This is a genomic window from Amycolatopsis rifamycinica, assembly GCF_000695625.1.
Classification (GTDB): domain Bacteria; phylum Actinomycetota; class Actinomycetes; order Mycobacteriales; family Pseudonocardiaceae; genus Amycolatopsis; species Amycolatopsis rifamycinica.
Map to the genome: position 1 here is coordinate 203,913 of NZ_JMQI01000068.1, position 22,082 is coordinate 225,994.

At 69.2% G+C, this 22,082-nt stretch carries 24 protein-coding genes; 11 read left to right on the forward strand and 13 right to left on the reverse strand.

The annotated features are described in order from the left end of the window. The first annotated feature begins 19 nt into the window (after positions 1 to 19). Entirely contained in the window at positions 20 to 598 is a 579-nt protein-coding gene (locus DV20_RS33650; RefSeq protein ID WP_043787178.1) for an EndoU domain-containing protein, read from the forward strand. Here the strand turns inward: DV20_RS33650 and DV20_RS33655 are convergent. The 3 genes from DV20_RS33655 to DV20_RS33665 form a co-directional block, all read right to left on the reverse strand. Continuing rightward, on the reverse strand, positions 595 to 1,410 hold the full coding sequence (locus DV20_RS33655) for a GNAT family N-acetyltransferase (protein ID WP_043787179.1): 816 nt from the start codon (positions 1,408 to 1,410) through the stop codon (positions 595 to 597). The two genes, DV20_RS33650 and DV20_RS33655, sit on opposite strands and share 4 nt — an antisense overlap. A 9-nt stretch (positions 1,411 to 1,419) precedes the next feature. Continuing rightward, positions 1,420 to 1,692, reverse strand: coding sequence for a helix-turn-helix domain-containing protein (locus DV20_RS33660; RefSeq protein ID WP_043787181.1), 273 nt, complete (start codon positions 1,690 to 1,692; stop codon positions 1,420 to 1,422). Positions 1,693 to 1,864: 172 nt separating this feature from the next. Beyond that, positions 1,865 to 3,484, reverse strand: a complete 1,620-nt coding sequence (locus DV20_RS33665; protein ID WP_043787182.1) for an alpha/beta hydrolase — start codon at positions 3,482 to 3,484, stop codon at positions 1,865 to 1,867. 188 nt (positions 3,485 to 3,672) lie between these two features. On the opposite strand from DV20_RS33665, the gene DV20_RS33670 reads away from it, so the two are divergent. Then, positions 3,673 to 3,951 (forward strand): DUF3311 domain-containing protein, encoded by a 279-nt coding sequence (locus tag DV20_RS33670; protein WP_043787184.1) that lies wholly within the window; start codon positions 3,673 to 3,675, stop codon positions 3,949 to 3,951. Continuing rightward, the gene (mctP, locus tag DV20_RS33675; RefSeq protein ID WP_043787185.1) at positions 3,948 to 5,591 is read left to right on the forward strand and encodes a monocarboxylate uptake permease MctP; all 1,644 of its coding nucleotides are present in this window, start codon (positions 3,948 to 3,950) and stop codon (positions 5,589 to 5,591) included. The genes DV20_RS33670 and mctP overlap by 4 nt, the downstream gene beginning before the upstream one ends. On the opposite strand, the gene DV20_RS33680 is transcribed toward mctP, so the two are convergent. Then, positions 5,588 to 6,181 (reverse strand): membrane protein, encoded by a 594-nt coding sequence (locus tag DV20_RS33680; RefSeq protein ID WP_043787187.1) that lies wholly within the window; start codon positions 6,179 to 6,181, stop codon positions 5,588 to 5,590. The genes mctP and DV20_RS33680 overlap by 4 nt on opposite strands. Positions 6,182 to 6,213: 32 nt before the next feature. Between DV20_RS33680 and DV20_RS33685 the strand changes: the two genes are divergently transcribed. Next, the gene (locus DV20_RS33685) at positions 6,214 to 6,789 is read left to right on the forward strand and encodes a peroxidase-related enzyme (protein WP_043787188.1); all 576 of its coding nucleotides are present in this window, start codon (positions 6,214 to 6,216) and stop codon (positions 6,787 to 6,789) included. On the opposite strand, the gene DV20_RS33690 is transcribed toward DV20_RS33685, so the two are convergent. The 4 genes from DV20_RS33690 to DV20_RS33700 form a co-directional block, all read right to left on the reverse strand. Then, positions 6,786 to 7,715 carry a bifunctional helix-turn-helix transcriptional regulator/GNAT family N-acetyltransferase gene (locus DV20_RS33690; protein WP_043787189.1) on the reverse strand — a complete coding sequence of 310 codons (930 nt, stop codon included), beginning with the start codon at positions 7,713 to 7,715 and terminating at the stop codon, positions 6,786 to 6,788. The two genes, DV20_RS33685 and DV20_RS33690, sit on opposite strands and share 4 nt — an antisense overlap. A gap of 224 nt (positions 7,716 to 7,939) precedes the next feature. Further along, a complete protein-coding gene (locus tag DV20_RS45990) occupies positions 7,940 to 8,089 on the reverse strand; it encodes a hypothetical protein (protein ID WP_167344411.1) in 150 nt (49 codons plus the stop codon). A gap of 261 nt (positions 8,090 to 8,350) precedes the next feature. Further along, positions 8,351 to 9,541, reverse strand: a complete 1,191-nt coding sequence (locus DV20_RS33695) for an ATP-binding protein (protein ID WP_003058004.1) — start codon at positions 9,539 to 9,541, stop codon at positions 8,351 to 8,353. A 156-nt stretch (positions 9,542 to 9,697) separates the two neighbouring features. Beyond that, entirely contained in the window at positions 9,698 to 10,432 is a 735-nt protein-coding gene (locus tag DV20_RS33700) for a MerR family transcriptional regulator (RefSeq protein ID WP_043787190.1), read from the reverse strand. Between the two features lie 171 nt (positions 10,433 to 10,603). Here DV20_RS33700 and DV20_RS33705 point away from each other — a divergent pair, with 171 nt between their 5' ends. Further along, positions 10,604 to 11,149: a DoxX family membrane protein gene (locus DV20_RS33705; RefSeq protein WP_043787191.1), complete on the forward strand. Its 546-nt coding sequence runs from the start codon at positions 10,604 to 10,606 to the stop codon at positions 11,147 to 11,149. Between the two features lie 63 nt (positions 11,150 to 11,212). Here the strand turns inward: DV20_RS33705 and DV20_RS33710 are convergent, their stop codons facing one another. Next, on the reverse strand, positions 11,213 to 12,502 hold the full coding sequence (locus tag DV20_RS33710; protein ID WP_043787193.1) for an acetyl-CoA C-acetyltransferase: 1,290 nt from the start codon (positions 12,500 to 12,502) through the stop codon (positions 11,213 to 11,215). A 93-nt stretch (positions 12,503 to 12,595) separates the two neighbouring features. Between DV20_RS33710 and DV20_RS33715 the strand changes: the two genes are divergently transcribed. Continuing rightward, positions 12,596 to 13,930: a 3-oxoacyl-ACP reductase gene (locus DV20_RS33715; protein WP_043787194.1), complete on the forward strand. Its 1,335-nt coding sequence runs from the start codon at positions 12,596 to 12,598 to the stop codon at positions 13,928 to 13,930. 1 nt (position 13,931) lies between these two features. Next, positions 13,932 to 14,771, forward strand: a complete 840-nt coding sequence (locus tag DV20_RS33720) for a MaoC family dehydratase (RefSeq protein WP_043787196.1) — start codon at positions 13,932 to 13,934, stop codon at positions 14,769 to 14,771. Here the strand turns inward: DV20_RS33720 and DV20_RS33725 are convergent. Continuing rightward, positions 14,763 to 15,419 (reverse strand): TetR/AcrR family transcriptional regulator, encoded by a 657-nt coding sequence (locus tag DV20_RS33725; protein ID WP_043787198.1) that lies wholly within the window; start codon positions 15,417 to 15,419, stop codon positions 14,763 to 14,765. The two genes, DV20_RS33720 and DV20_RS33725, sit on opposite strands and share 9 nt — an antisense overlap. A 127-nt stretch (positions 15,420 to 15,546) precedes the next feature. Between DV20_RS33725 and DV20_RS33730 the strand changes: the two genes are divergently transcribed. The 3 genes from DV20_RS33730 to DV20_RS33740 all read left to right on the forward strand — a co-directional run bounded on the left by DV20_RS33730 (position 15,547) and on the right by DV20_RS33740 (position 18,078). Beyond that, positions 15,547 to 16,209 carry an SCP2 sterol-binding domain-containing protein gene (locus tag DV20_RS33730; RefSeq protein WP_200876553.1) on the forward strand — a complete coding sequence of 221 codons (663 nt, stop codon included), beginning with the start codon at positions 15,547 to 15,549 and terminating at the stop codon, positions 16,207 to 16,209. Positions 16,210 to 16,276: 67 nt separating this feature from the next. Then, complete coding sequence (locus DV20_RS33735; RefSeq protein WP_043787269.1) at positions 16,277 to 16,828, forward strand: SCP2 sterol-binding domain-containing protein; 552 nt, start codon at positions 16,277 to 16,279, stop codon at positions 16,826 to 16,828. A 53-nt stretch (positions 16,829 to 16,881) separates the two neighbouring features. Beyond that, entirely contained in the window at positions 16,882 to 18,078 is a 1,197-nt protein-coding gene (locus DV20_RS33740; protein WP_152603791.1) for a YDG/SRA domain-containing protein, read from the forward strand. Here the strand turns inward: DV20_RS33740 and DV20_RS33745 are convergent, their stop codons facing one another. Continuing rightward, positions 18,079 to 18,549 (reverse strand): FxsA family protein, encoded by a 471-nt coding sequence (locus tag DV20_RS33745; protein ID WP_043787201.1) that lies wholly within the window; start codon positions 18,547 to 18,549, stop codon positions 18,079 to 18,081. A gap of 49 nt (positions 18,550 to 18,598) precedes the next feature. Then, entirely contained in the window at positions 18,599 to 19,150 is a 552-nt protein-coding gene (locus DV20_RS33750; RefSeq protein ID WP_043787202.1) for a TetR/AcrR family transcriptional regulator, read from the reverse strand. A 79-nt stretch (positions 19,151 to 19,229) separates the two neighbouring features. Here DV20_RS33750 and DV20_RS33755 point away from each other — a divergent pair, with 79 nt between their 5' ends. Next, a complete protein-coding gene (locus DV20_RS33755) occupies positions 19,230 to 20,159 on the forward strand; it encodes a quinone oxidoreductase family protein (protein ID WP_235191054.1) in 930 nt (309 codons plus the stop codon). Here the strand turns inward: DV20_RS33755 and DV20_RS33760 are convergent. Next, positions 20,116 to 22,062: an ABC transporter ATP-binding protein gene (locus tag DV20_RS33760; protein WP_084093801.1), complete on the reverse strand. Its 1,947-nt coding sequence runs from the start codon at positions 22,060 to 22,062 to the stop codon at positions 20,116 to 20,118. The two genes, DV20_RS33755 and DV20_RS33760, sit on opposite strands and share 44 nt — an antisense overlap. Positions 22,063 to 22,082: the final 20 nt, after the last annotated feature.

Here is a 22,082-nt window from a genome sequence, read left to right on the forward strand (position 1 = left end):
GCGACGAAGGGAGCAGCCAGTGGGCGGCGGGCACGCACCGGGCGTCGGGCGCAGGGCGACCAGCGAGTTCCCGGCCGGCTGGACCGACGAGCAGATCATCTCCGTGGTCAAGGACGTCGCGAACGACCCCAGCGAGCCCCGGCGGCAGCAGCGCAACGGCCGGTGGCGCTGTGCCGGCGAGCGGTTCAACGTGCACCTGATCGTGCTGGTCGAGGACAACGGGCACGTGCACACGGCCTACCCGGTGGCCGGGCCGGGTGTCGTGCGCAACCCCGACACCGCGCGGGACCCGGCGAACCCGACGGTCGCCGACCTCAAGGAGAACCGGATCAGCTTCTTCGCCGACAGCGTGCTGACCACGATCGGCAACCGGCTCTCCCCGGAGGACTACACGCACTACCGGACGCTGCTGTGGGCCGGTGAGTGGGAGGAGCTGGCCGACGTGCTGGCCGCCCACGCCTACCGGGTCGGCTTCGGCTTCTCCGCCGACGAGTTTTCGGACTTCGAGAAGCTGCTCAACAGCTACGACCTGCCGGTGCCGGGCTGCGCGTTCCTCAACGACCGCGAGCACATCCTCAAGCAGCTGCGCCCGGTCTAGGAGAAGTCGTAGCCGGTGAACGTGGCGATCGGGACGTAGCCGAGGCGCCGGTACAGGGCGTTGCTGGTGACGTTGGCGGGATCGGTGTAGAGGACGACGTCCGTCGCGCCCTCGGCCAGCGCGGCCTCGCTCACCGCGGCCGTCACGGCGCCCGCGTACCCCCGGCCGCGAAACCGGGCCGGGGTGTAGACGGGGTCGACCCGCACCATGCCCGCCAGCACCGGGGTCCGGCCCGCCATGGCGACGGGACAGCCGGTCTCCCAGAACGTGAACCGCTTGCCGGCGAAGTTCGAGGCGGCCCAGGACCGCTCGTCGGCGAGGGGCTGCTGCCCGACCGCGGTGGCGAACTCGCTGCACCAGCGGATGACCTCCGGGCCGTGCTGCGCCTCCCGGGCGCGGCCGTCGGGCATCGGCTCCGGCGGGGTCAGCTCGCCGAGCCGGTGGAGCCGGACCCGCACCCCGGGCACCGGCACCGCGTCGGTGTGCCGTTGCCACGCCTCGGCGAACGCGGTGGCGGTGTCGTCCTCCGCGGTCACTCCGCACAACGCCTGGCCGGCCAGGTCCGCTGCGAGGGCCTCGGCCTCGTCGGGGGCGACCCGGGTCAGGATCAGGCGCTGCGACGGGCGGCGGTAGCAGATCGCGCGGACCTCGCCGCCCTGCTCCAGCCGGCCGAAGAGCGTGCCCTTTTCCTCGTGGGTGCGCAGTTGCTCGAGCCGGGTCAGCTGCGAGGTGTGCAGCGCGGGCCGGGAGCGCAGGAAATCGCCGGTCCGGGCGAGGAAGTCGTCGATGTCCTCAGTGAGCCGCCAGGGCATTTCCGCTGGTCAGCTCGCCTGCGACAGCGGGGGTGACGCGGCGGGCGTGACGGCCGCGCGCAGCTCCTCCAGCGGCAGGCCGACGGCGTCGGCGATGGCCGCGACCGTGAAGAACGCCGGCGTCGGGATGCGCCCGGTTTCGATCTTCCGGAGCGTCTCGACGGAGATCCCCGCCTCCGCGGCGACGTCGACCATGCTCCGGCCGGCTCGCGCCGCCCGCAGCGCCTGGCCGAGGCGTTCGCCCCGTTCGCGCTCTTCGTCTGTCAGCGGTACCCGCACCATAAGCGGCATTCTAATACCGCTGCGGCGCGAAGCGCCTCCGTTGAGGGTGGGGGCGGGGGCATGGATGGAATACCAGATGAGTTGTCCACGGCCTGTGGATAACTCTGTGCACAGGTGTGGAAAAGGCCCCGCCGAACCGGAGTTCGGCGGGGCCCCACCACATCTAGTGCCTTCAGGCGCCCGCGGGCACCGGAAGTGGCATGCCGGGCAGGCTCTGGTCGTTCGGCACCACGCCGTCCACCAGGTAGGCCTCCACGACCTTGTCCACACCCGCGTTGCCGCCGGCGTAGATGCCGTGGTCACCTTCGCCGGTGATCGTCAGCATCCGCGAACCCGCGAACGCCTTGTGCGCACGCTTCGCGCCCTCGAGCGGCGTCGCCGGGTCGTGCTCCGACTCGACGATCAGCACCGGCGGGACACCCTTGCCGTCCAGCACCGGGAGCGGGGACGGCGGCTTCTTCCAGAACAGGCACGGCTGGATGAACCAGCCGGCCCCCAGGAGCGGCAGCTGCTGGTCGATCAGCTTCTGCGAGTCCCGGATGGCGCTGTTGGGCGAGCCGGTCCACGGACCCTCGTTGCACGGGATGGTCCAGAAGCTGGCGTCGTAGGCGTCGCCGTCGGCGGGCACCATCAGCGGCTGCGGGCCGTAGGTGACGGTGCTCTTGTCGCCGGCCTTGACCTTCTGCGCGGCCGAGGACTTGGCCGCCGCCGAGGCGGTGCCCTGGGTCAGCGTGCGGACGCTGACCAGGTAGTCGGCCAGGCCGGGGAAGGCGCGCTTCGAGTAGATCTGCGACGCGATGAACGAGTCGAGCCCGTTGGCCGAGACGGTCGAACCGTCGGGCAGGGTGACCGCGCCCTGGGTCAGGGCGTAGCGGACCTGCTCGTAGGTCTGGCGGGCGGCCTCGCCGGTGGTGCCGAAGTGGTAGAGCTTGTCGTACTTCGCCAGCCACGGGAGGAAGTCCGAGCGCCAGCGGCGCTCGAAGCCGAGCGGCTGCCAGTCGAACGACTTCTGCCAGGTCGTGGTGAACTCCGTCGCCGAGTCGAGCACGAACCGGCCGGTGCGCGCCGGGTAGGCCTGCGCGTAGTGCGCGCCCATCCAGGTGCCCGCCGAGTAGCCGACCCAGTTGATCTTGTCGCGGCCGAGCAGCACGCGCAGCAGGTCGATGTCCTTGACCGTCTGGTCGGTGTTGATCAGCGGGCCCAGCTCGCCGGACTTCTGCTGGCAGGACAGCGCCGCGTACTTCGTCGCCTGCAGGATCAGGTTCAGGTTGCCGCGGTCGCGGTCACGCGGGTCCAGGTCCGCACCGGTGCCGATCGCGCCACCGCAGGTGATGTTGGTGCTCTTGCCGGTGCCGCGCGGGTCGAACCCGACGATCTCCTGGTGCTCCCGCAGCTTCGTCTGGTTGCGCAGGCGGGCCGGGAAGTTGCGGCCCGGCGCGCCGGGACCACCGGGGTTGGTGACGACGCTGGCGGTCGCGTCCTGCTTCGCCTTCAGCCGGCTGACCGCGATGGTCAGGTCGATCTGGGCGTTCGCCTGGTACCAGTTGCGCGGGGTCTTGTAGGTCGCGCACTCCATGTCCTCGGCGCCCGCGGGCGGGGCCGTCGGCAGCTCGGAGGGGACAGCGCACTTGTGCCAGTCGAGCTTCTGGTTCGCGTACTGCGCCGGGATGTTCGTGGAGTTCAGCGGCTGCTTACCGGCCGCGACCTCCTGACCTGCGAACGCAGGCGTGAACCCGGCCAGCAGGGTGCCGGCGATCGCCGGGATCACCACCGCGTAGCGGAGTCGTGTCATACGGTTGCCCCTTTTGGGTTTGCGCGTGCGGAGTCGGGCTATTGATATAGGTCCGGTGAGGGCGGGGCAAGCGACGTTGGTCGGCATCGCGGACCGTGGCGATCAAATCGATATCGGACAAGCGTGACTCGCTGTCACCCAGGTCTTAAGGTCGAGCGGTCGGTTACGGGAGTGTTAGGTGAGGTCCGATGTCGACTGCGAAGCACGACAGGAAGGTGCGCGGGTTTCAGTTCAGCCCGTGGAACCTGCTCCTGATCGTCCCGCTGCTTGTCCTGGTCACGCCACTGTTCAACATGGACGGTCCGCGGCTGTTCGGGATGCCGTTCTTCTACTGGTTCCAGTTCCTCATGGTGGCCGTCGGGGTGCTGAGCACCTGGATCGTCTACCTGATGACGCGGGACAAGCCGACCGTTGACGCCCCGGACCGGCTGAGCGTCGACGACCTGGACGAAGGGGACGCTCGATGAGCAACCTGCAGTGGCCCGAGCTGATCATCTTCACGCTCTTGTTCGCCTTGGTTACCGTGCTCGGCTTCATGGCGTCGCGCTGGCAGCGCGGCAGCACGCTGGACCACCTGGACGAATGGGGTCTCGGCGGCCGCAAGTTCGGCTCGTGGATCACCTGGTTCCTGCTCGGCGGTGACCTCTACACGGCGTACACGTTCGTCGCGGTGCCCGCGCTGGTGTTCAGCGCCGGCGCGCTCGGCCTCTACGCGCTGCCGTACACGATCGTCGTCTACCCGATCGTTCTGCTGCCGGCGCTGCGGATGTGGTCGGTTTCGCGGGTGCGCGGCTACGTCACCCCGGCCGACTTCGTGCGCGGCCGCTTCGGCTCGCCGATCCTCGCGCTGCTGGTGGCGATCACCGGCATCGTCGCGACCATGCCGTACATCGCGCTGCAGCTGGTCGGCCTCGAAGCCGTGCTGCGGACGATGGGCATCAACGGCTCCGGCATCGTCGGGCACCTGCCGCTGCTGGTCGCCTTCGTGATCCTGGCCTTCTACACCTACCAGTCCGGCCTGCGGGCGCCCGCGCTGATCGCGTTCGTCAAGGACATCCTGATCTACCTCGTGATCCTGGTGGCGATCATCTACCTGCCCTCGAAGCTGGGCGGCTGGTCGCACATCTTCGACACCGCGGTGGCCAAGTTCGACAAGACCCCGTCGAAGGCCGACGGCGTCCTGCTGACCGCCAACAACCAGCTGCAGTACGCCACGCTGGCCCTGGGTTCGGCGCTCGCGCTGTTCCTGTACCCGCACTCGCTGACGAGCGTGCTCGCTTCGCGCGGCCGCAGCGTGATCAAGCGGAACATGGTCGCGCTGCCGGCGTACTCGCTGGTGCTCGGCCTGCTGGCGCTGCTCGGCTACGTGGCGATCACGGCGGGCGTCAAGCCGCTGACGAACGCGGCGACCGGCAAGCCGGACGGCAACACGATCGTCCCGGTCCTGTTCGACAGCACCTTCGCGTCCTGGTTCGCGGGCATCGCGTTCGCCGCGATCGGCATCGGCGCCCTGGTGCCGGCGGCGATCATGTCGATCGCCGCGGCCAACCTGTGGACGCGCAACATCTACAAGGAGTACCTCCGCAAGAACGCGACACCGCAGGAAGAGGCGAAGCAGGCGAAGCTGGCTTCGCTGGTCGTGAAGCTCGGCGCGGTCGCGGTGATCATCCTGATCGACCCGCAGTTCTCGATCGACCTCCAGCTCATCGGCGGCGTGCTGATCCTGCAGACGCTGCCGGCCGTGGCGCTGGCGCTGTACACGCGCTGGTTCCACCGCTGGGGCCTGATCGCGGGCTGGGTCGTCGGCATCGGCTGGGGCCTGATCATGCTGTACGGCATCCCCAACCCGGCCAACGGCAAGCTCCACTTCGGCGGCTCGGCGCTCCCGCTGGGCAACCTGTCGCTGTTCGGCTGGCACCCGTTCGCCGGGTCGCAGGTCCAGATCTACGTCGGTTTCGTGGCCCTGATCGGCAACCTGGTGATCGCGGCGATCGGCACGGTGATCGCGCGGCAGCTGAAGGTGTTCAACGGCACGGACGACACCGAGCCGGAGGACTACCACACCGACGAGCACGACAAGAACCTGCGCCCGATCGGCGTCCACTAAGGACGAAGCAGCGCTCGCGAGACGAGGTACAGCACCACGCCGTTGAGCAGGTGCCAGAGGAAGTGCGTGCCGACCGGGACGTAGCCGCATACGTCCCGGTCGAGCGTGCGCAGGCTCAGTGAGAGCGCGAAAACCGCGCCTGCCACGGCGAAGTGCGTCCAGTAGGCGTCGCGCTCGAAGGCGAGCACGGCGGCGAAGGCGGCCAAGCCGATGAGAGCGCCCAGGTACAGCCCGCCGCCCAGCAACGCCGTGACGACGGTGAGGGCGAGGAACCCCGGCGCGGCGAGCCACGCGTGTCGCGGGCGCCAGTGCTCGCGAGCGAACAGCACGGCGTACACCAGCACGAACACGAGGATGGCGACCGAGTCCGCGACGGCGGCCCAGCGCGTGGCGAGCAGGTGGAAAGCGCTGCTCGCGACGAAGATGAGCCCGATCAGCCCGGCGAGCAGGCGCCCGGTCCGGTCCCCGTCGGCCAGCCGCCACACGAGCACGGCGGCGACGAGGAAAGCCAGGTTGCTGAGACTGTTGAGCGGCTCACCCCAGAGCCCGGGCCCGACGCGTTCGCAGTACCCGTCGACGTAGTCCGTCACGCCCCCAGCCAACCACGGCTAGCGTGAAGCCCATGACTGACGCGGTGAGCCGGTTCCCGGTGACGGAACTCGAAGACCTGCCCGACGACCTGCGCGAGCGGATCGGCGCGATCGCGGACAAGTCCGGCTTCGTGCCGAACATCTTCCGCGCGCTCGGCCACCGTCCCGCCGAGCTGCGCGCGTTCCTCGACTACCACGACGCCCTGATGGAACGCACCGGCGGACTCAGCAAGGCCGAGCGCGAGCTGGTCGTCGTCGCGACCTCCGGGGCCAACCACTGCACCTACTGCGTCGTCGCCCACGGCGCGATCCTGCGCATCCGCGCCAAGGACCCCGAGCTGGCCGACCGCGTGTCGAGCAACCCCTGGCAGGTCGAGCTGGACGAACGCGGCCGCGCGATCGTCGACCTCGCACTGGCCCTCGCCCAGGACTCGGCCCTGTTCGGCGAAGGCGACCTCGAAGCCGCACGCAACGCCGGCCTGACCGAAGACGAGATCTGGGACATCGGTGCGATCACGGCGTTGTTCGCGATGTCGAACCGCCTCGCCCACCTCACCGCGCTCCGCCCGAACCCCGAGTTCTTCCTGCTCGGCCGGGTGCCCCGCTAGAACTCCAGGCGCCAGGTCTCGTCGGTCAGCTTCGGCCCCCAGTCGTCGAAGTCCTTCTCGGTGACGAGCTCGAACCCGGCCGCGCGGTAGAGCGAACGCGCGGCGTCGAGGATGGAGACCGTCGACAGCTCCATCGCCCGGTAGCCGTGGGCCCGGGCGAACGAAACGCACTCGGTGACCAGCCGCTTGCCCACGCCGTGGCCGCGCGCCGCCGGCTCGAGCAGCAGCAGCCGAAGTTTCGCGGTGTCCGCGTCCTGGCTCCGGGTGCACGCGATGCTGCCCACCCGTTCGCCGTCGAGTTCCGCGATCCAGAAGGCCTGCCGCGGATCGTCGGGGGTTTCGGCGAAATCCGCGACGATCCGGGCGACGAGTCCCTCGAACCGGGCGCCGAAGCCGTACTCGCGGGCGTAGAGCGCGCCGTGCCGTTCCACCACCCAACCGAGGTCACCCGGTCGTGGTGGGCGGAGGACGAGGGCCGGGTCGCGGCGGCGGTCGCCGACCAGGTCGCCGATCGTGCGCATCGCGGCCAGCAGGCGCTGCTGGTCTTCGTCGGCGAAGCGGCGCAGCAGTCCGCCGATCTGGTCGGTGGAGCGGCGGTTCAGCACGGCGAAGGCGGCCCGGCCCGCGGCGGTCGGCCGGACGAGCTGGCGGCGCGCGTCCTCCTCGGACCGTTCGCGCACGATCAGCCCGCGGGACTCCAGGCGCGCGAGCAGCCTGCTCGCGTAACCGGCGTCGAGGTCGAGACGTTTCCGCAGGTCCGTGACGGGGAGCGGGTCCTGGTGGGCGAGCTCGAAGAGCACGCGCGCTTCCGGCAGCGAGTACTCGGCGTCCGCCGGTCCTTCGTCGAGCACGCCGATGACGGACGTGTAGAGCCGGTTGAAGGCGCGAACCGCGGAGACCCGGTCGGCCAGCTGAGCGTCGTTCATTGACCACCTCAACAAGTTCGTTGACGAAGTCAAAGATTACTGCGGACGGCTCCGCCGGCAAGGGATTTTCCGGGGAAATGGGAAACCCCGCGATGCTGCCAGGTCGGGGGTCCGCCAGCATCACGGGGTCGTACTGGGTATCGACGCCCCTCCGGGCGGCGTTACACCGTGAGCACGATGTGGCCTACGTCACTCGAATGGGCGACCAGCCACGGGGTGAGAGATCAGCGCATGTAGCCGGAGCGAGCCTGCGCGATCGCGATGAGTTCCTGACGGACCGTCGCGGTGGCGGCGGTGTCGATCGCCCGGTTCAGCGCCCGGCGAGTGCGAGCCTCGGCGCGACGGGCACGGAGCTTGGCGGCGATGTTGTTCATCGGTTTCTGCATCCCCTTCGAGGGTTCTCGGTGGCTTGTAGGTCTAGTATGCGCCTTTTTTCACAAGGACGCCAATGAATATCCGGTGACTTGGCGCACTAGCCGATGAATCATCGGCAAACTTGGGTATGAGCCGGAGAGATTTGGGGTGGCGACGGTCACGGCGAAGCAACCGGCTAGCGCTCTCTAGAGATATCTAAAACTATCACTAGAAAACCTTAGTGATGCTCATAGAGGGCGAGACAGCGGGAAAAGCCCAGGTCAGTCGCGTCCGAGCAGGTAGTGGCCGAAGTGCGGGACGGTGAAGGCGATCTGCCCGCGCTCGGCGGAGTAGACGAGGCCCTTCTTCATCAGGCTGTCGCGCGCCGGCGACAGCGACGACGGCTTCCGCCCGAGGAACACGGCGACGTCGGCGGTGCCGGCGGGCTCGTCGCGCCCTTGGGTCAGCGAGGCCATCGCCTGCAGGTACTCACGCTCGGCCGGCGTCGCGCGCTCGTAGCGCGAACCGAAGAAGCCGACCGCCAGTTCCGACTCCGCCTCGGGCGCCGCGACCTGGACGTCCTTGACGGTGATCGGGTCGGACGGCGCCGCGTCCCAGGCCGCCTTGCCGTAGGCCTGGATGAAGTAGGGGTAGCCGCCGGACGCGTCGAAGAGCGCGTCGAGGGCTTCCGGCTCGATGCCGGCGTCCTCGCGTTCGATCGGCGCCATCACGGCGAAGTCGGCGTCCTCGCGGCTGAGCCGGTCGATGCGCGCGTAGCGGAAGAGCCGTTCGGAGTAGGACTTCGACGCCGACAGCACGGCGGGCACGTGCGGCAGCCCGGCCCCGACGACGACGAGCGGCGCACCGGACTGCGAGAGTTCGTGGCAGGCCGCGCACAACGCCGAGACGTCGTCCGGCTGCAGGTCCTGGATCTCGTCGATGAGCAGGGCGACGCCGGTCCCGACGTCCGCGGCCAGCTCGGCGACGTCGGTGAACAGCTCGACGAGGTCGATCTCGATGTCCCCGGAATCGGCCCGCCCCTGCGCGGCGGGCACGTCGATGCCGGGCTGCCACCGATCGCGCAGCTTGGCGTCGGGCTTGTTGGCCCGCAGCGCGAACGCCTTCAACACCCCGAGCACCTCTTCGACCCGATCCGGCGCCCGGTGCCGCACGGCGAGGTCCCGGATGGCCCGGTGCAGGGCGGCGGAAAGCGGCCGCCGCAGCTCGGCGTCCGGCCGCGCCTCGATCTTCCCGGCCCCCCACTTGTGCCGCACGGCCATCGCCCGCAGCTCCCCGAGCAGCACGGTCTTCCCGACCCCGCGAAGGCCGGTGAGGACGAGACTGCGTTCGGGTCTCCCCCGCGCAACGCGTTCCAGCACCACTTCGAAGGCCTTGAGCTCACGCTCCCGACCGGCCAGCTCGGGCGGCCGTTGCCCGGCGCCCGGCGCGAAGGGGTTGCGGATGGGGTCCACTCTGCCAAGCTATCGGCGTTTCTAGCGTGGACCCGATATTCCGCCATAGACGGCTAGCGCGTGTCGCCGGAGTTCGACCGGATGGCCGTACATAGAGACGAACAGGTCTGCAGCCCTGCTCGTCCCTACCCCCAGTGCGCCCCTTACGACGCGCCACTAGGTGGTCAGGTTCCGCTCCGCGTAGATCTTCATCGCGTCCCGGACGAACTCGGCCGTCGCGCCCTCGACGCCGTACCGCGGGTCGTCCACGTACAACTGCCCGAGTCCGGCGAAGTACCCCGCCGACACCGACGAGACCGCCGGCCGCAGCCACTCGTGCAGCCGTCGCGTGATCGCCTGGACCTCGTCGGAACCCGGCGTCGAACCCGAAGCGTGCGCCGCGCCGAACGCCGCCGCGATGTCGAGCTGCTCCTGCTGGTGTGCCTTCTTCTCGTCAGCCGAGAGCGAGCGCCACCACTGGTCTCCGCGCTTGTACGCGTCGGCGCCCCAGCGCTCGGTGACCTCCTTCTCGTACTTCGTGTGGTCGAAGCCGTCGAAAACTTCTTCTGCCATCAGTTGTTCACCTCCCTTCAGTTTCCGGAGGGTCGTGCGGACCGACTCGATCTGCCGTCCGATCCGCCGCCGCTCGCCTTCGAGCAGCTCCAGGTGGGTTTCGAGCGCCGCGGCGCTGTCGCGTTGGCCGTCGAGCACCTCGGCGATCGCCGGCAGCCCGAGGCCGAGTTCGCGCAGCAGCAGGATCCGCTGCAGCCGGACGAGCGCCTGCTCGTCGTAGTAGCGGTAGCCGTTGCTGCCGATCCGGCTGGGCTCGAGCAGGCCGACGGCGCCGTAGTGGCGCAGCGTCCGGCTCGTGGTCCCCGCCGAGCGGGCGATGTCCTGGATCGACCACTCCATGACTTCGACGATAGAAGTTGACGCCACGTCAAGGTCAACCGCTAAGGCTCCATAGCGCTATCTAGCGTCAGGACTATAAACACCCAGAAAGCCCGATGAGGATTCGAGCCCGGGCCGAGCGGGCATCCACGGAGTAGGTTCGACCAGGCAGCGGCCCGTACGAGGAAGGCTATGACCGTGATACTCCGTCGAGTGGCACGTCCCCTGCTCGCCACGATCTTCGTGACGGGCGGGATCAATGCGCTGAGGCAGGCCGAGGGCCACGCCAAGGCGGCGGAACCGTTCCTCAACAACGCGTTCGAGAAGTTCGGCGACGTCGTCCCCGAGCAGGTCCCGCGCGACCCGGTGACGCTCGTCCGGATGGACGCCGCGGTGAAGATCGGCGCCGGTCTCGCCCTCGCGGCCGGCAAGGCGCCGCGGCTCGCGGCCGGACTGCTCCTCGGCAGCCTGGTGCCCACGACGCTCTCGACGCACAGCTTCTGGACCCTCAAGGACCCGGGCGAGCGCCAGCAGCAGCAGATCCAGTTCTTCAAGAACGCGAGCCTGGCCGGCGGCCTGCTGCTCGCGGTCGCCGACACGCACGGGAAGCCGTCGGCGGCCTGGCGCGCGCGGAACGCGGCCAAGGACGTCGGCGCCGCGGCCGGCAAGCTGAGCCGCAAGGCCGAGAAGCGCGCGAACAAGCTCGCGAAGCGCGCCCAGAAGGCCCTCCCCAGCTGACCGGCACTTTCACGTGAAAGTGCCCCTCCCGGGAATCCCGAGAGGGGCACTTTCACGTGAAAGCTACTTTTCCAGGATCGCGGTGACGCCCTGGCCGCCGGCCGCGCAGATCGAGATCAGGCCGCGGCCGGACCCCTTCTCGTGCAGCAGCTTCGCCAGCGTCGCGACGATCCGGCCGCCGGTCGCGGCGAACGGGTGCCCGGCCGCCAGCGACGAGCCGTTGACGTTGAGCTTCGCCCGGTCGATCGCGCCGAGCGGCTCGTCCAGCTCCAGCTTCTCCTTGGCGAACGCCGGGTCCTCCCACGCCTTGAGCGTGGCCAGCACCTGCGACGCGAACGCCTCGTGGATCTCGTAGAAGTCGAAGTCCTGCAGCGACAGCCCGGCGCGCGCGAGCATCCGCGGCACGGCGTAGGCGGGCGCCATCAGCAGGCCTTCGTCGCCGTGGACGTAGTCGACGGCCGCCGTCTGCGAGAACGTCAGGTACGCCAGGACCGGCAGCTTGTGCGCCTTCGCCCACTCGTCGGTGGCCAGCAGGACCGTCGACGCGCCGTCGGTCAGCGGCGTCGAGTTGCCCGCGGTCATCGTGCCCTCGGGGCCGCCGAAGGCCGGCTTGAGCTTGGCGAGCTTCTCCGCGGTCGAGTCCGGCCGAAGGTTCTGGTCGCGCGTGAGCTTGAGGAACGGCGTCACGAGGTCGTCGAAGAACCCGCGCTCGTAGGCGGCGGCCAGCTTCTGGTGGCTGCTCGCGGCCAGTTCGTCCTGCGCCTCGCGGGTGATCTCCCAGACCTTCGCCGTCAGCGCCGCGTGCTCGCCCATCGACAGGCCGGTGCGCGGCTCCTCGTTGCGCGGGATCGCCGGGACGATGTGGCCAGGGCGGATCTTCGCGACGAGCTTGAGGCGGTCGCCGAGGGTCTTCGCCGCGTTGAGCTGGATGAGGATCTGGCGCAGGTCCTCGTTGACGGCCAGCGGCGCGTCACTCGTGGTGTCGACGCCGCCGGCGATGGCCGAGTCGATCTGGCCGAGCGCGATCTTGTTGGCGACATTGACGATCGCCTGCAGGCCGGTGCCGCACGCCATCTGGACGTCGGACGCGGGTGTCGCGGGCGAGAGCTTGCTGCCCAGCACGCTCTCGCGGGCCAGGTTGAAGTCCTTCGAGTGCTTGAGCACGGCACCGGCGGCGACCTCGCCGAGCACTTCGCCCTGGAGCGAGAAGCGGCTGACCAGACCGTCGAGCGCGGCGGTGAACATGTCCTGGTTCGACGCCTTCGCGTACGGACCGTTGGACCGCGCGAAGGGGATCCGGTTGCCCCCGATGATCGCGACCTTGCGTACAGCTGGCGTCTTCTTCGGCGGCATGAACTTCACCTCTCTGGTCGTGTCCCTCACACTGTAACCTACTAGCGAGTAGGTTAGACTGCGACGTGACGCAGACTGCACGGGAGGCATCCGATGGCTGACAGGTACCAGCAGTTCACGAAAACCCCGGTGGGGAAGTTCGTGGTGCCGAAGCTCGGCCTGCCGAACCCCGCGACGCTGCGTCGGTACCAGCCCGGGCAACCCGCCCTCGAGGGTCCCGCACTTCTCGGCGCGGCGCCCGGCGGACGGCTCGAGAAGACCCTGCGCGACCAGCTGGCCGACGCGGGCATCGAGGTGATCGCCACGGCCGCCGACCGGCACGCGGCGCTGGTCTTCGACGCCACCGGCGTCACCGACCCCGCCCGCCTGCGCGAGGTCTACGACTTCTTCCACCCGGTGATCCGCAGCGTCGGCCCGTCCGGCCGGGTCGTCGTGCTGGGCACCCCGCCGGAGCAGGTCGAGGGCCGCGAGCGGATCGCGCAGCGCGCGCTCGAGGGCTTCATCCGTTCGGTGGGCAAGGAGCTGAAGCGCGGCGCGACCGCTCAGCTCGTGTACGTCGCCGACGGCGCCGAAGAGGCCATGGAGTCGACGCTGCGCTTCCTGCTCTCGGCGAAGTCGGCGTTCGTCGACGCCCAGGTGATCCGGATCGGCACCGAAGGCAAGACGGCGACCCCGCCCGCGAACTGGGAGAAGCCCCTGGACGGCAAGGTCGCGCTGGTCACCGGCGCGTCCCGCGGCATCGGCGCGGCGATCGCCGAGGTGCTGGCCCGCGACGGCGCGCACGTCGTCGCGCTCGACATCCCGGCGCAGGGTGGTGACCTCTCGAAGGTCGCCAACAAGGTCGGCGGGTCGTCGCTGCAGCTCGACATCACTTCGCCGAGCGCGCCCGCGAAGCTCGCGGAGTACCTGAAGGAGCGTCACGGCGGCGTCGACATCGTCGTGCACAACGCGGGCATCACGCGCGACAAGACGCTGGGCAACATGAGCGAAAGCGCGTGGGACTCGGTGATCGCGGTGAACCTGGCCTCGCAGCTCGCGGTGAACGACAAGCTCCTCGCCGATCGCGTGCTGAACGAGAACGGCCGCATCATCGGCGTCTCGTCGATCGCGGGCATCGCCGGCAACGTCGGCCAGACGAACTACGCGACGTCGAAGGCGGGCGTCATCGGCATGGTGAACGTCGGCGCGCCGCAGCTCGCGGCGTACGGCGGCACGATCAACGCCGTCGCGCCCGGGTTCATCGAGACCAAGATGACGGCCGCGGTGCCACTGTTCATCCGCGAGGCCGGGCGGCGGCTGTCCAGCCTCGGCCAGGGTGGCCTGCCGGTCGACGTCGCCGAGACGATCGCCTGGTACGCGAACCCGGCGTCGTCGGCGGTCAACGGCAACGTGGTCCGCGTCTGCGGCCAGGCCCTGCTGGGGGCGTGACGTGGCGATCCGCGAACTCGACAGCACGCCGAGCCTGGCGACGCTGTACCCGAAGGCGCTGCTCGGCGGCGTCCTGCGCAAGCCGTCGGGCTCATCGCTGCCGGACACGGAGCTGGTCCGCACCGGCGTCGTCGTCGACCCGGCCCACCTGGCGGCGTACAACACGGTGTGCGGCTTCCGGCTGAGCGACGAGCTGCCGGCGACGTACCCGCACATGCTGGCGTTCCCGCTGCAGATGGCGCTGATGACCGAGCCGGGCTTCCCGTTCCCGCTGCTCGGCATGGTTCACGTGGCGAACCGGATCACCCAGCACCGCGCGCTGCGGGTGAGCGAGCCGCTGACCATCCGCGTGCGGGCGGAGAACCTGCGTCCGCACGAGAAGGGCCGTCAGTTCGACGTCATCAGCGAAGCTTGGGCCGGTGATGACCAGGTGTGGACGGACGTCAGCACGTACCTGCGTCGCGGCGCCGGCTCCGGTTCTTCCCGGCGGGACCAGCTGGCCCCGCCGACCCCGGACGCGATCTGGCGCGTCCCGGGCGACATCGGGCGGCGCTACGCGGAGGTCTCGGGCGACCGCAACCCGATCCACCTGCACGCGCTGACTGCGCGCCTGTTCGGCTTCCCGAAGGCGATCGCCCACGGCATGTGGACGAAGGCCCACGCGCTGGCCGCGTTCGAAGGCCGGCTGCCGGAGGCGTTCACGGTGGACGTCCGCTTCAAGCAGCCGGTGCTGCTGCCGGCCAAAGCGGCCTTCACGTCCTGGGCGGTGGACGACGGCTGGGCGTTCGAGCTGTGGAGCAAGTCGAAGCCGCACCTGGAAGGGACGATCAGCTCACTCTGACGGCTTCCAGACGGCGCCCTCGATGAGGTCGTTGAAGCCCAGCCAGACGAGGTTCATCAGCCAGGAGGCGAGGACGCCGTCGGAGATGTCGGGGTGGTCGAGCGCCCAGTCGGCCAGCGACTCGGCCCCGCCGACCAGCGACGCGGCCAGCCCTTCGCCGGAGAACTCCGCCTGCTCGCCGACGCCCTTGCGGGTGCCGGCGGACACGACGAGCGCGGCGACGAGCTGGATCGCGCGCGCCCGCATGTCGGTGATCTCCGCGGCGAAGGCGCCGCCGACGGTGAGGGCCTGGCGGTGCAGGACCGTCCAGGACTCGCGGTACTCGGCGACGAAGCGGTAGAAGGACCGCAGGCCGTGCCAGAGCTGCATGTCCGGCGGCAGGTCGGGCTGCACGCCGGCCTGGATGGCCTCGAGCAGGCGCGTCGCCTCGCGGCGGATGCACGCGCCGAACAGGTCCTCTTTGGAGCCGAGGTAGGTGTAGATCATCGGCTTCGACACCCCGGCCACGTCGGAGATCTCGTCCATCGACGCGGCGTGGTAGCCGTGCCGCGAGAAGACCTGGACGGCCGCGTCCAGGATCTGCCGCTCGCGCACCGCACGCGGCAGCCGCCTGGCCCGTTCGGGCGGACGCTGATCTTCCTCTGACACGCTGGACCTCCTCGTTGCTGCCCGGAGACGGTACCGGCAGTGGACCCGTCAGGGTGATTTCGGCACGCTTGCCCGCCTACCTACTGACGGGTAGCCTTACGCATGAGTAACTGGGAGAGGGGTGACCATGGCCGAAAACGCCGGGATGACCAGCGCCGATCGGATCGCGGAGCTCCGCGGAGCGGCCCTGCTCGACGAACTGGAGCGGCTCGACCCGCTGAGCCCCGAGGGGCACGCCCTCGACGTCAACGCGCTGGTGGAGGCTCTCGACCCGGCCGAGCTCCGCAAGGACGACTTCCGGCGGTTCCTGAAGGCACTGGTCACGCTGGCATCCCGCGCACCGGCGTTCGACCTGAGCAAGGTGGAGCCGGCCCGTTTCGCGTCCCTGGTGGCCTCGGCGTCGCGCGCGCAGCTGGAGAGCGTCGTCGCGGACCGCGCGCTGCGAGAGCGCGTGCTGGACGAGATCTTCGCCCGCATGGGCGCCCACATCCGGCCGGACCGAGCCCGCGACCTGCACGCGGTGGTCCACTGGCGCCTGTCCGGCGGAGTGGGCGAAGGCGGCTACGACCGCTACGAAACGGCGATTTCGCACGGATCGTGCACGGTCAGCCGCGAGATGCACTCAGCTCCGCGAGTCACCATCACGATCGCGCCGGTCGACTTCTTCCGTCTCGTAACGCACCAAGCGACCCCAGCGGTGCTGTTCGTCACGGGGAGGATAAAGGTAAAGGGCGACCTGGCTTTCGCGGCCGGCTTGATCGGTTTCTTCGACCTACCGCACCCCGTATAGTCCGCCCGTGCCCCGAAAAGCGAAATGGCGCCTCCCGCGCCCCCACCGAGCCCGCGGCGGCCACGTGGTGAACGCGTTCGCGGAGAAGCTGGTCATCGCTAACCTGACGCCGTCCCAGTTCGTCCAGGTCCTGGAAACCCTGCACATGCTGGGCTCCGCGGGCGCCGGCATCGAGCTGAGTTCCCTGTCGACGGACGTCCTGGTGGACGTGGTCCGCCGAGCCTCCCGCGAACAACTGAGGGCGATCGCGGACCACCCAGAGCTGCGCTCGGTGTTTTTGGACGAGATTTTCCGCCGAATGTCAGAGCATTTCTCACCGGCCCGGGCACGCCACGTGGATTGCGTGGTTTCCTGGCGTTTCTCGGAGGGCTCAGGAGAAGACGGTTACGACCGCTTCCAGACGGTGATCGAGGACGGGATGTGCGTCTCGTCAACGGACCTGTCCCGAACCCCGGACACGACGATCACCCTGGCGGTGGACGACTTCATCAGGATGGCCACCGGCAACGCCGCAGTGGCGGCGATGTTCGTGACGGGCCGAGTGAAGGTGAAGGGCGAGTACGCCCCGGCCGTGCGGTTCTCCAGCTACTTCGACATCCCTAAGCCGTCCGTGGACTAGCTGTCGCAGGCTGGTGACAGCAAACTGTCGGTGTCCCACCTTAGGGTGGTGCTATGAGTCTTGCCGACGTGTACCAGGAGCATGTCCACAAAGCTATCGCCGAGTTCGATGACCTCGGCCGTGATGCGTTCTTGGACAAGTACGGCTTCGGCCAGTCGCGGCGCTATGTCGTGCTCTATGGCGGCAAGCAGTACGACTCGAAGGCTCTGCTTGGCGCGGCTCACGGGTATGCGACTGGCCAGGCCCTCACGGCCGGAGAGTTCAGCGGTGGATTGCAGACCGTCGTCGCGCGGTTGACCGGGTTGGGCTTTGACTTCCGGGACCTCAACGTCATGTCAGCCGCGGGCCTTGCGCCCGGCATTGGCGAAATCCCCGGTTATCCGGAAGGTGCAGTGTTCGCCAGCCGGGCGGAGGTGGCGGCGAGTGGCGTCCACCGTGCGCTTCAGGCGGGGATTGTAGGAACTGCAAAGACGGGTGCTGAATCCATCGTGTCGTCCGGCGGTTACGAGGACGACGACGATCACGGAGATGAGTTGCTCTACACCGGCCACGGAGGTCGGGATGGCCGCGGTCGGCAGAATGCCGATCAGACCTTCGAAGCCTCGGGGAACGCCGCCCTGCGCACCAGTTGGCTGACCGGTGCTCCGGTACGGGTCGTACGCGGTGCGGATCGGAAGTCGCCGTACGCTCCTGATTCGGGTTACCGCTACGACGGTCTGTTTCGAGTCGACGATGCCGCGTTGGTGGCGGGTCAGGGTGGCTACCAGATTTGTCGGTTCCGCATGGTCAAGATGAGCGTCGGCGTGGACGTCGCCTTCGCCAGGCAAGATGTCTTGTTGTCAGGTGAACTGCACCACGGTGAAGCACCCGTCGGCAATTTTCAGCCGGAACGCAAGAAGGTCGTCACGCAACGAACTGTCCGCTCCACCGAGGTCGTGGAGTACGTGAAGAAGATGTACGACCACACTTGTCAGATCTGCAGTGTCCGCCTGCTCGTGGGTGACGGCCGGGGATACTCAGAAGGAGCGCACATCCAGGCGCTCGGGGGTCTCCACCGCGGCCCGGACCTGCCGCCGAACGTGCTTTGCCTCTGTCCCAATTGCCACGTGCAGTTCGACCGCGGGGCGATTGTCATCGACCCGGACCTGACCATCGTTCGTCATGGCCAGCCGGTGGGCGTGTTGACCGTGCAGGAGTCCCACAACCTCGGCAGCGAGTTCCTCGAGTACCACCGCAGCGTGCACGCGTGATCAGTTCTCCACGACCCGGCCTTCGATCACCGTCGGCTGGTCGCGGCGGTGTGGCTCCTCCGCGGACACCACCTCGCTGTCCACCACCATCACCGGCCCACGACGGCGGTTGGCGAACCTCACCGCCCGCTTCTCCATCCGCTTCAACCACAACCGACGAGCCACGGCCCGCGAAGGCGGCAGGATCAGCAACAACCCCAGCAGGTCGCTGACGAACCCGGGCACCAGGATCAGCACGCCACCGAGACCGACCAGCATCCCGTCGGTGAGTTCCTTCTCCGCCGGCCGTCCCGAGCGGGCCGCGGCTGTGAAGGCCCTCATCGCCTTGCCGCCCTCGCGACGGGCCAGCCAGGAGCCCAAGAACGCGCCCGCCAGGAGGAGGCCCAGCGTGCCGAGCACGCCGACAGCCGAACCCACCGCCCAGATCGCGGCGATCTCGGCGATGACGTAGAGCAGGAACGCGACAGCCATACCCGGTCAACGAACGAGCTGTCCGATTTGCTCCCGGCCGCACCCCGGGTCAGCGCAGCAGCGTCTCGATCATCGACCTCAGTCCCGCGGCCAGCCGATCCGTCTCGCCGGACTTCAAGAACCGCAGGACCAGGTCGCTGTGCAACGAGCCCAGCAGCAGGTGGGCCACCAAGTCCGCGTCCAGCCCCGGTGACGCCGCCGCGATCAGCCCTGACACGTGCGCGTGCCACGCCACGTACACCGGGCTGTTCAGCCGGTCCGTCGACGCCTGCTCGAACGCCGCCATCACCTTGACGTTCTTCGAAGCCAGCTCCACCACCGCGTCGAAGAACGCCGCCAAGCGCGAAGCCGGAGGTGCGCCCGGGCCGAGTGGGGGCGGGCCCGAGGTCAACGCCGCGGAAAGCTGCTCGACCCGCGACTCCACCAGGGCTCGCATCAGGCCTTCCCGATTGCCGAACCGGTGGAACACCGTCCCCTTGCCGACGCCGGCCGCGGCCGCGACGCGGTCCATCGACACGTCGGACAGCTCGTGCGTCGACAACAGCTCCTCGGTCGCGCGCAGGATCGCCTGGCGGTTGCGGGCTGCGTCAGCGCGCTCCATGAAGCTCCTCGACAAGTTGACTGGTGGTCCATATAGTAGGAGACCGTAAGTTGACCGATGGTCCAGTTAGGGGAATGCGATGCGGGCAGTGGTGCAGTACGGCTCGGGTGGCCCGGAAGTCCTCAAGGTCGAAGACCGGCCCGAACCGACGCGGAACCCCGGCGAAGTCCTCATCCGGACCGAGGCGATCGCGGTGCCGTTCTACGAGACGCAGCTGCGGTCCGGGCTGCTCCCGGCCGGGCAGCCGTCGATCTTCGGGCACGAGGCCGCGGGGATCGTCCTCGACGCCGACGATCCGAGCCTGAGGGGAAAAAGGGTCGTCACCATGTCCTACACCGGCGGCGCGTACGCCGAGGTCGTCGCCGCGAGCGAGTACACGCTTGTGCCCGATGGCCTCACCTCCGCGCAGGCCGTCGCCGCCGCTGTCCCGGCCTCCGTGGCGCTCGCCCTGATCGAGACCGCGGACGTCGAGGCCGGAGAGACCGTGCTGGTCGAAGCCGCGTCCGGGGCGATCGGCGGCCACCTGGCCCGGCTGGCCGGACGAAGGGGTGCGCGGGTCGTCACCACCGCGGGGAACGAACAGGCCGACGTCGACCACCGCGACCCGGACTGGCGGCAGAAGGTACCCGACGGCATCGACGTCGTCTTCGAGTCGATCGGTGGCCCGCGCGCCGGCGAGCTCACCGCGAAGCTCGCGCCGCACGCGCGCATCCTCGCCTACGGCATGCTCAGCGGCGAGTTCCCGGTCTTCCCCGTCGCCGGCCTGCTCGCCCGCGGGATCACCCTGATCGGCTTCGGCGGGCCGGACGCCTACGGGAAGCGGGTCGCGGCCGCCCGCGCCGAGGCACTCGGCCTCGTCGCGGACGGCACGCTGATCCCGGTGATCGACCGGACCTACCCCCTCGCCGAGGTGGCCGCGGCGCACGCCCGCGTCGAGAGCCGTGAGGGCGCCGGCAAGGTTCTGCTCAGCCCGGCACTTCGTCCAAGTACGCCTGCGCCTGCAGCGTGAACAGCTCCGCGTACCCCGCCTTCGCCGCCATCAGCTCTTCGTGCGTCCCGTATTCGGCGACCTTCCCGCGGTCCAGCAGCAGGATCCGCTCCGCCTGCCGCACCGTCGAGAACCGGTGCGAGATGTAGAGCGTCGTCCGGCCTTCGGACAGCGAACGCAGGCGCGCGAACAGGTCGTGCTCGGCCTGGGCGTCCAGCGCCGAGGTCGGCTCGTCGAGGATCAAGATCGGCGCCTCGCGCTGGAACGCCCTGGCCAGCGCGATCTTCTGCCACTCCCCGCCGGACAGCGAAACGCCCTGGTCGAACCACCTCCCCAGCGGGCTGTCGTAGCCGGAAGGCAGCCGCTCGATGCGCTCGTCCGCTCCGGCGCGGCGGGCCGAGTCCTCGATGTGCGGACGGTCCTCCAGCCGCGTGAGGTCGCCGAGGCCGATGTTCTCCGCCGCCGTTCCCTGGTACGTCACGTAGTCCTGGAACATCGCGCTGATCCGCGTGCGCAGCTCCACCGGGTCGTACTCGCGGATGTCGACGCCGTCCAGCAGGATGCGCCCTTCCGTCGGGTCGTACAGCCGGCACAGCAGCTTGAACAGCGTCGACTTGCCCGCGCCGTTGCGGCCCACCACCGCCACCGTCTCGCCGGGGCGGATCTCGAAGCTGACGTCCTCCAGCGCCGGCTCCTCCGAACCCGGGTAGGCGAAGGTGACCGAATCGAACTCGATGTGACCGTCCACGACAGACGGGAACGGCCGGGGTGACGCGGGCGCCGTGATCTCGGGCTTCGTGTCCAGGAACCGGTACAGCGTGTCCAGGTACAGGTTGTTCTCGTACATCCCCGAGAACGCCGTGAACAGCCCGGACACCGACGTCTGCACGGACGTCGCCGCGGCCGTGTACAACGCCAGGTCGCCCAGCGTGAGCCGGCCGCCGACCGCTTCCAGGGCGATGTACAGCGCGATCGCCGAGCCCGCGAACGTGCTCAACAGCCCCCAGGCCGTCGAGCTGATGTTGCGGTTGATCGTCAGCTTCCGCTGCCGCTCGTACGACACCACACCCAGCCGGCGGAAGCGGTCGACGAAGTACGGGCCGAGCCCGAACAGCTTCGTCTCCTTCGCGTAGGTGTCCGTGGTGACCAGCGACGACAGGTAATCCATCCGCCGCTTGATCGGCGACATCAGGAACGTCAGCCAGAACGCGCGCGAGCCGTACTTGGACTGCGAGATGAACGCCGGGATCGGCGCCACCAGCGCGACCAGGGCCAGCAGCGGGCTGATCGAGACGAGCAGCGCGACCATGCTGCCGAACGTGATCAGCGTCCGCACGAGCCCCAGCGCGGAGTTCATCATCGACAGCGGCCGCATGGGCGCTTCCTGCGCCGCCTGGCGCAGCATGTCGTAGGACGCGGACCCCTCGAAGTACGCGAGGTGCAGTTCGCTCGCGTGCGCCATCACCTGGTGGCGGATGGTCAGCGTCATGCGTTCCTGCAGCAGCGACTGCGCGATCGACGTCAGCGAGCTGCTGATCGCGGTCGCGGCGAGCACGCCGAACTGGAACAGCGCGACGTTCACGATGTCGCCCGTGGTGCCCTTGCCCTGGATCGCCGCGACGACGGCGTCGAGCAACAGCTTCGCCACGTACGCGGTCACCGTCGGCAGCAGCCCCGACAGCAGCGTGATCAGCGCCAGCAGGATCGTCAGAACCGGACTGGCCTGCCAGGTCAGCTTGACGACCTTGGGCAGGCCGCGGACTGTGCCCGCCACCGACGTCTTCGCGCGCTTCAGCCGGGAGCGCAGGTCCTTCGGCTGGTCGTCCTGCTTCGGCTCGGGAATGTCGACGGGCCCGGTCAGCCCGCTCTCCGGCACCGTAACGGCGTGCCGCCGCCGGCCGCGCCGGGCGAGCACGGACTCCAAGCCGCCCCCGCCGCCCGGGA

What these genes read in the sequence shown, in the direction of transcription:
- DV20_RS33655 (WP_043787179.1), bottom strand. Translation starts at nt 1,410, where the DNA reads ATGCCCTGGCGGCTCACTGAGGACATCGACGACTTCCTCGCCCGGACC.
- DV20_RS33660 (WP_043787181.1), bottom strand. Translation starts at nt 1,692, where the DNA reads ATGGTGCGGGTACCGCTGACAGACGAAGAGCGCGAACGGGGCGAACGC.
- DV20_RS33665 (WP_043787182.1), bottom strand. Translation starts at nt 3,484, where the DNA reads ATGACACGACTCCGCTACGCGGTGGTGATCCCGGCGATCGCCGGCACC.
- DV20_RS33670 (WP_043787184.1), top strand. Translation starts at nt 3,673, where the DNA reads ATGTCGACTGCGAAGCACGACAGGAAGGTGCGCGGGTTTCAGTTCAGC.
- mctP (WP_043787185.1), top strand. Translation starts at nt 3,948, where the DNA reads ATGAGCAACCTGCAGTGGCCCGAGCTGATCATCTTCACGCTCTTGTTC.
- DV20_RS33685 (WP_043787188.1), top strand. Translation starts at nt 6,214, where the DNA reads ATGACTGACGCGGTGAGCCGGTTCCCGGTGACGGAACTCGAAGACCTG.
- DV20_RS33690 (WP_043787189.1), bottom strand. Translation starts at nt 7,715, where the DNA reads ATGAACGACGCTCAGCTGGCCGACCGGGTCTCCGCGGTTCGCGCCTTC.
- DV20_RS45990 (WP_167344411.1), bottom strand. Translation starts at nt 8,089, where the DNA reads ATGAACAACATCGCCGCCAAGCTCCGTGCCCGTCGCGCCGAGGCTCGC.
- DV20_RS33700 (WP_043787190.1), bottom strand. Translation starts at nt 10,432, where the DNA reads ATGGAGTGGTCGATCCAGGACATCGCCCGCTCGGCGGGGACCACGAGC.
- DV20_RS33705 (WP_043787191.1), top strand. Translation starts at nt 10,604, where the DNA reads ATGACCGTGATACTCCGTCGAGTGGCACGTCCCCTGCTCGCCACGATC.
- DV20_RS33710 (WP_043787193.1), bottom strand. Translation starts at nt 12,502, where the DNA reads ATGCCGCCGAAGAAGACGCCAGCTGTACGCAAGGTCGCGATCATCGGG.
- DV20_RS33715 (WP_043787194.1), top strand. Translation starts at nt 12,596, where the DNA reads ATGGCTGACAGGTACCAGCAGTTCACGAAAACCCCGGTGGGGAAGTTC.
- DV20_RS33730 (WP_200876553.1), top strand. Translation starts at nt 15,547, where the DNA reads ATGGCCGAAAACGCCGGGATGACCAGCGCCGATCGGATCGCGGAGCTC.
- DV20_RS33740 (WP_152603791.1), top strand. Translation starts at nt 16,882, where the DNA reads ATGAGTCTTGCCGACGTGTACCAGGAGCATGTCCACAAAGCTATCGCC.
- DV20_RS33745 (WP_043787201.1), bottom strand. Translation starts at nt 18,549, where the DNA reads ATGGCTGTCGCGTTCCTGCTCTACGTCATCGCCGAGATCGCCGCGATC.
- DV20_RS33750 (WP_043787202.1), bottom strand. Translation starts at nt 19,150, where the DNA reads ATGGAGCGCGCTGACGCAGCCCGCAACCGCCAGGCGATCCTGCGCGCG.
- DV20_RS33755 (WP_235191054.1), top strand. Translation starts at nt 19,230, where the DNA reads ATGCGGGCAGTGGTGCAGTACGGCTCGGGTGGCCCGGAAGTCCTCAAG.